This is a genomic window from Streptomyces mesophilus, assembly GCF_011044995.1.
GTDB lineage: Bacteria > Actinomycetota > Actinomycetes > Streptomycetales > Streptomycetaceae > Streptomyces > Streptomyces mesophilus.
The window spans coordinates 1-7,439 of the sequence record NZ_JAAKZW010000320.1 but is presented as its reverse complement, the minus strand read 5'-3'; the positions used below and the strand labels follow the sequence as shown (position 1 = coordinate 7,439).

The window sequence follows — 7,439 nt, the reverse complement described above, 5'->3', positions numbered from 1 at the left end:
GGCGGTGGCCGGCCCGGTCTTGGCGGCCGGCTCACCGTTCCTCGTCGACGTGTCACTCATGTCGTACGGTCCTCGGGCGCCGGATCAGCCGGCCTGCTGGAGCAGCTTGTCGCACTCGGCCACCGCGTCGTCCATGGCCTGCTTGGCGGACTTCTTGCCCTGCATCGCCTTGGCGACCTCGTTCTTGAGCACCGTCTTCATCTGCTCGGTGAAGACCACCGGGGTGTAGTTGACGGCGGTCTTCAGCGCCTTGGCGGCGGCCACCCGGATCCGGCCCTCGTCGGTGCCGTCGTCCTTGGTGTAGAACTCGTGGTCCAAGCTGCCCTTGGTGGACGGGAAAACCGCCACCTCCTGGCCGAACTTCTCCTGGTTCTCGGCGTTCGTCACCCAGTGCGCGAACTCGATCGCGGCCGGCTTGACCTTGGACTGGGCGTTCACCATCAGGCCCTGGACGTACATGTTGTCCTTGCCCGTGTTGTTCACCGCGGGCGTGACGCCGACGTTCTTGTAGAGGCCCGGGGCCTCCTTCTTGTACGTCTCCAGGTCGTGCGCGCTGCCGGGGTTCATGGCGATCTGCTGCTGCTGGAACTTGCGGCCCGAGGACTCCGCGACGGCGGTCAGGGCCTGCTCGTCGAGCGCGCCCTTGTCGTAGAGCTCCTTGTACTTCTCGACGAGCTCGACACCCTTGGCGTCGTTGAACGTGAACTTGGTCTTGTCCCCGTTCATCAGCGGCACGCCGTAGCGCCCGAAGTCCTCGATGGCCGGGGCGTTGGACAGCATGGCGATCTTGCGGTCGCTGTTCTCCGCCATCTTCAGGGAGTCGGCGAAGAGCTGGTCGTACGAGGTCGGCGGCTTCTCGGGGTCGAGGCCCGCGTCCTTGAACAGCGCCTTGTTGTAGAACATCGGGCCGGTGTTCAGGTACCAGGGGAAGGCGTACGTGCCGGCCTTGCCCGGCATCTCGTGGCCCTTCCAGGCGCCTTCGAGGTACTCGCCCTTGAACTTGGCGGCGGCCGGGTCCTCGTCGAGGTTGAGCGCGAGGCCGGCCTTGGCGAGCGGGGTGGCGAGGTCGGGGGCGACGTTCACGACGTCGGGCAGCGTGCCGGCGGTGGCGTCCGCGCTGAGCTTGTCGGCGTAGCCCTCGGCGGGCTGGTCGATCCACTGGACCTCGACGTCCGGGTACTTCTTCTCGAAGCCGTCGATGACGCCCTCGAAATAGTCCTTGAAGTTGGTCTTCAGATTCCAGGTCTGGAACTTGACCGTGCCCTCGATCTTCCCGGACGACTCGCTGTTCCCGTCGCCGCCCGATCCGGTGCCTCCGCACGCCGTGGCAACGAGGGCGGAAGCGACCGCGAAGGTGGTGGCTGTGACTATGCGACGGGATATCCGCATGGGTCCGGGCTCCTTTGCTCTGACCTAAAGACGAATCTGCGCAGCAGATTCAGAATCCGCGATGGGCATTCAGGAACTCGCGCCGAATACACGGGACGTTGCCCCAGCCTGGCGCGGCGCCGACGCTACTAATGCGGTTTAGCTCATGTCAATACCCCCGCCTTGACCAGCCGACACCGGACCTTGACACTGAGCCGTCACACCCCTCAGGGTGTGATCACTAATGCGGTTTAGGTAAAGGAACTCCCCCGTGCCGGACCAGGCTTTCTCCGTCCACGTCAGCGGTGTCACCACACCTGGTCTCTTCACCGGCCCCGAGAGCGATCCGCTCCAGGTCGTACGGGTCCGTATCCGCCGCACCCGCCCGGCGGGACCGCTGCGGATCTCGGTCACGGGCCGGGGTGTCGGCACGCCCCGCCCGCGCCTGCTGCGCGCGGACACCGCCGAGGCGTACGCGGGCGTGGACGCGAAGGCCGAACTCGCCGGTGGCGCACGGCAGTCGGAGACGGCACTGGAGTCCTGGGCCGAGGTCCCGGTCCGCGTCACGGACGCCGCTCCTGGCGACCGGTTGCCGGCCACGGCGCACGTGCACGCCTCGGACGGCCGCCTGCTCACCTCGTACGACTTCGAGCTGACGGTCGCCGAACCGGGCTGGACCGTCCGCCTGGTCCCGCACTTCCACTACGACCCGATGTGGTGGAACACCCAGGCCGCCTACACCGCCCTCTGGGACACCCCGCAGCGCGAGGGCGAGCCCGAGAAGGGCTGGGAGTACACGGGCGTGCCGGCGTTCACGCTCGTACCGCTGCATCTGCAGCAGGCGGCGGACGACCCCTCGTACCGCTTCGTGCTCTCGGAGATCGACTACCTCAAGCCGTTCTGGGACACGCATCCCGAACACCGCGAAGAGATAAGGCAGTTGATATGCGAGGGGCGCCTCGAGATCGTCGGCGGGACGTACAACGAGCCGTCCACCAACCTCACCTCCGCCGAGACCACCGTCCGCAGCGCGGTGCACGGGCTCGGCTTCCACCGCGATGTGCTCGGCGGGGATCCGCGCACGGCCTGGCAGCTGGACGTCTTCGGGCATGATCCGTCGTTCCCGTCCCTGATGGCGGACGCGGGTCTGGACTCGGCGGTGTTCGCGCGCGGCCCGCACCATCAGTGGGGTCCGATGATGGATACGTGGGGCGAGGCGCTGCGCCCGCCGAGCGCGATGCAGCTGCCCGCCGAGTACGACTGGATCGGGCCGAGCGGATCCGGGCTGCTCCTGCACTATCTGCCGGCGCACTATTCGGCCGGCTGGTTCTCGCACAAGGCCGTGTCGGCTCAGGCGGCGGCGGGGCAACTGCTCGATCTGTACGAGCTGTTGAGGACGGGCGCGGCGACCCGCAACGTCCTCATACCGATGGGCACCGACTTCTCCTGGCCGCACCCGTGGGGCCTGGACGTCCAGCACGCGTGGAACCGCCGCTACACCTGGCCGCGCATGGAGCACTCCGGTCCGCGCGAGCACTTCGCCGCCGTACGGGCCGAGTTGGAGGTACGCGGGGAGCGTCCGCTGCCGGTGACGCGGGAGATGGGTCCCGTCTACACCGGCAAGGACGTCACGTACGCCGATGTGAAGCAGGCCCATCGGGCGGCCGAGTATCTGGTCCAGGAGGCGGAGACCTACGCGTCGCTCGTCCATGCGCTCGGGCTGATGACGTATCCGGCGGACGCGCTGGACAAGGCGTGGCGGCATCTGCTGCACGCGGCGCACCATGACGCGGTGACGGGCACGTTCTCGGATCAGGTGTATCTGGATCTGCTGCCTGCTTGGCGGGAGGCGTACGAACTCGCCGAGTCCGTACGGGAGTCGGCGCTGTCGGCGATGACGGCCGCGGTGGACACGCGGGCGCCCGCGGCGGACAGGGCCGCGGCGGCCGACAAGCTGAACCTGGCCGCACAGGCGGGTGCGGCCACCGACTCGGTGGTGGCTGTGACCGTGTTCAACCCCGTGTCGTGGGACCGCACGGACGTGGTCCGTACGAAGGTCGCGCTGGACGCGCTCGGTGTGGCGGACCCGGCGTGGATCGGGGTGCGCGGCGAGGAGGGCGGCGCACCCGGGCCCGTACTGGTCGAGCATGTGCACGACGGGGTGGCGTGGATCGCGTTCCTGGCGCGCGAGGTGCCCTCGCTCGGGCACCGGACGTGGTGGCTGGTGGGCACGGATGGGCCGGTGTCCGGGGGGTGGGTCGAGGCGGCGGACGGGGACGCGGGGAGTGTCCCGTCGTGCCTTCGCATCGCCAATGAGACGTTCCTCGTCGAGGCCGACCCCTCCCGCGGCGGCGGGCTCGGCCGGGTCGCCGATCTGCGCTCAGGCCGCGAGCTGATCACCCCCGGCGAGGTCGACGAACTGGTCGTCCAGGACGAGTACGCCGCGCATCCCTTCTTCGAGGAAGGGCCCTGGCACCTGCTGCCCAAGGGCCCGGGAACGGGGTCGGGTGCGGCGCCCGCCGAGTCCGTGGCGGTGCAGCACAGTCCGCTCGGTGCGCGCATCGTGGCGCGTGGCCGTACGGGGCCGGTGCGCTGGACCCGTACGACCACACTCTGGCAGGGCCTCGACCGGGTGGAACTCACCACGAGGGTCGACGAGTTCGAGGGCAGCGACCAGCTGCTCAGGCTGCGGATCCCGGCGGATGTACCGGGTGCGCTGCCGGTGGCGGAGACGGCCGCGGCGGCCGTGGGGCGCGGGTTCGCGTTCCCGGAGACCGACACGGGCGTGGATCACACCCGGGCGCCCTGGACGCTGGACACACCGTGCCTGAACTGGTTCGCGCTGTCGTCGACGCTCCGGGTCGCGCTCACCGGCCCCGAGGGCACGCGGGTGGGCGAACATCCGCTCGGCGCCGGCGAGATCGTGCTGCCGGACGCCGGGTTGCCCGGGTACGGGCAGCCGATGGCGCGCGGTGCCGAGGAAGCCGGCACCGGCTCCGACTCCGGTGCCGTGACGGCCGATGTCGATAAGGCCAGCAGCCACTCCCGCGCCACAACAGCCGGAGCCGAAAAGGCCGACGACCACTCCCGCGCCACAACAGCCGAAGCCCAAAAGGCCGACGACCGCTCCCGCGCCGCGACAGCCGCGACCACCCCCGCGGCCCCCTCGACGGACGGTCCTGGCGACCCCCTCCGCGACCTCGTCACCGCCCTCGTGCAGCACGGAGTCACGACCACCCCGACCCGGGCCCAAGGCCCCCGCTGGGGTGACCTCGCCGTCGACAGCAGCCTGCCCGACTTCCGTATCGCCCTCGGCGGTCCCGACGTCAACTCCTTCACCGCCGCGGTGCTTTCCGACGCCCCCGCCGCGTACACGAAGGCCGTACGGGACCGCGAGAGCCCGCTCGTCCTGGTGCCCGCCCAGGCGCCGCTGCGCGAGGTGTGGCAGCCCGGCTGTGACCTCACGGGGCCACGGGACCTGCCCGTCCTCGTCCTCACCGGCGATGATCTGCCGGGCGCGCTGGCCGCCCTCGCCGCGACCCTCCGGCGGGACGCGGCCCTCGGGGCGCTGGCGCCCGCAGGAGGCGCCGAGCCGTTCGAGGACCGCACCGTCGGCGTCCTCGTCCGCGGCACGCCCAGCTTCGCGATCGACACCGAGGGCCGCCTGCACAGCACCTTGATGCGGTCCTGCACGGGACGGCCGAGCGCCGAGTGGATGGATCCGCCCCGGCGGACCGCACCGGACGGCAGCTCGTTCCAGCTTCAGCACTGGACCCATGTCTTCGAGCACGCCCTCGTCACCTCCGAAGGCGACTGGCGGGAGGCCGATCTCACGCGCAGGGGACGGGAGTTCAACCAGCCGCTCACCGCCGTGACGAGCACGCTCCATGACGGACCCGCTCCCCGCGCCATGTCGCACCTCTCGGTCGAACCGTCCCGGCAGGTCCTCGTGGAGACCGTGAAGAAGTCGGAGGACGGCGAGGCCTTCGCCGTACGGCTGCGGGAGACCCATGGCCGGGCGGTGCGGCCGACGCTCACCAGGGAGATGGTGGTCGTCGGCGCCGAGCGGACGGGGCTGCTCGAGGAGCCCTCGGGCGACGAGCGGCTCGCGGCGAATCCGCCGGACGACGTGTTCGATCTGAGCGGCAACGCCTACGCGACGGTGCGGCTCACCTCCGAGCCCTCGCCCGGAACGGATCCTCTGCGCGAGCCGGTGCAGCCCGTGTTCAGCCGCTACTGGCTGCACAACACCGGCACGGCGCCGCTGGGCAACGCCCCGTACTCCGTGCGGGTCATGCCCTGCGCGCTGACTACGGAAGACTTCGAGCAGCCGCTCCATACGGAGGTCGCTTTGACCTCCAACTCACGTGAGGCGGCGGGTGATTGCTCCGTCGAAGTGCTGCTCCCCGAAGGGTGGTCCGCCGACTGGACCCGGCAGACCGTACGGATCGACGCCGACGCTCACGCATTGCTGCCGCTCACCGTGCGGCCGGCGCCCGATGCCGAGAGCGGCGACCATCTCGTACGCGTGGTGATGACGACTCCCGCCGGCGCGGTCGAGGACTGCCTCACCGTGACCGTGCCGGGCCGGTCAGGACCGCCGCCCGGGATCGGCATCGAGGCCGGGACCACGCGGGTGGACCTGACGCCAGGCGGCCGGGGCGAGGTGGCGGTGCTCGTGCACAACGGCCTGCACAGCGATCTGCACGGCGAGGCGCTCGCCGTATCCCCGTACGGTAGTTGGCAGCTCACCGGTCAGCGCACCGCGCTTCATCTGGCCGCGCAGGACACAACCCGGACCGTGTTCGAGCTGTCTGCGCCCGTGGACACCCCGCCCGGTGTGTACTGGGTCCTGATCAAGGCCGTATGCCAAGGACGTATCGCCTACGGTCCCGCCGTCGCCGTCCACGTGGGCCAGGAGCCCCGCCGGCAGGACGGCGCCGAGCAGACCACCGCACCGCACGAGGGGAAGGCATGACACCGCAGAACGACGGCGCCGCCCGGGCCACCCCCGCGCGCAGGCCCACCATCAAGGACATCGCACGCCGGGCCGGAGTCTCGGAGAGCGCCGTGTCCTTCGCCCTCAACGGGCGGCCCGGGGTGTCGCAGGGCACCCGGGACCGTATCCACCGGGTCGCCGAGGACCTCGGCTGGCAGCCCAACAGCGCCGCGCGTGCGCTGTCCGGGGAGCGTTCGGGGTGTGTGGGCCTGGTGCTCGCGCGGCCCGCGCACACCCTCGGCGTGGAATCCTTCTTCCTCCAACTGGTCTCCGGCGTCCAGGAAGTGCTCGCCGCACGGAAGGTGGCGCTGCTCTTCCAGGTGGTCGAGGACATCGAGGCGGAGTGCGCGGTGTACCGGCGCTGGTGGGCGGAGAAGCGTGTGGACGGTGTGCTCGTCGTCGACCCGCGCAGCGATGATCCGCGGCCCGAGCTGCTCGATTCGCTCGGCCTCCCCTCGGTGATGATCGGCGCGCCCGCCGAGGGCGAGCGGCAGGTGTCGACGGTGTGGGCGGACGACTCGGCGGCGATGGCGTCGGTGCTGGCCCACCTGTACGAGCTCGGCCACCGGCACGTCGTGCACGTGGCGGGTCTGCCCGGCCTCGCGCACACCGAGCGGCGGATCAACTCGCTGCGTACGGAGGCGGGGCGGCTCGGGCTCACGGCGATCCGTTCCGTACCGACCGACTACTCGGACGCGGAGGGCGCGGAGGCCACGCGGCGGGTGCTGGACTCGGACGCGCCGCCGACGGCGATCGTGTACGACAACGATGTGATGGCGGTCGCGGGGGTGGCCGTGGCCGCCGAGCGCGGGATCAAGGTGCCGGGCGAACTGTCCATCGTGGCCTGGGACGACTCGGCCCTGTGCCGGGTGACGCATCCTCGGCTGACCGCGCTCGTGCGGGATACGTCGGGGTTCGGGCGGTTGGCTGCGGAGGAGCTTCTGGCCCGGCTCGATGGTGGGCCCGTGCGGAGTCTTCAGGCTGAACTCCCGCATCTGGAGCCTCGGGAGAGTACGGGGCCGCCGACGTCGGGGGCGTGAGGGTGGGTACGGTGCGTTGGCGGGTGCGGGTG

Annotated in this window: 3 protein-coding genes; 2 read left to right on the top strand and 1 reads right to left on the bottom strand. The window is 70.7% G+C overall.

Annotated features, from left to right (window positions below):
* Positions 1-84 precede the first annotated feature (84 nt).
* Complete coding sequence (locus tag G6045_RS37900) at positions 85-1,389, bottom strand: ABC transporter substrate-binding protein (RefSeq protein ID WP_165336787.1); 1,305 nt, start codon at positions 1,387-1,389, stop codon at positions 85-87.
* Between the two features lie 250 nt (positions 1,390-1,639).
* Between G6045_RS37900 and G6045_RS37895 the strand changes: the two genes are divergently transcribed.
* Both G6045_RS37895 and G6045_RS37890 read left to right on the top strand, forming a co-directional pair.
* Positions 1,640-6,346, top strand: coding sequence for a glycoside hydrolase family 38 N-terminal domain-containing protein (locus G6045_RS37895; protein ID WP_165336786.1), 4,707 nt, complete (start codon positions 1,640-1,642; stop codon positions 6,344-6,346).
* Positions 6,343-7,407 carry a LacI family DNA-binding transcriptional regulator gene (locus G6045_RS37890; RefSeq protein ID WP_165336785.1) on the top strand — a complete coding sequence of 355 codons (1,065 nt, stop codon included), beginning with the start codon at positions 6,343-6,345 and terminating at the stop codon, positions 7,405-7,407. The genes G6045_RS37895 and G6045_RS37890 overlap by 4 nt, the downstream gene beginning before the upstream one ends.
* Positions 7,408-7,439: the final 32 nt, after the last annotated feature.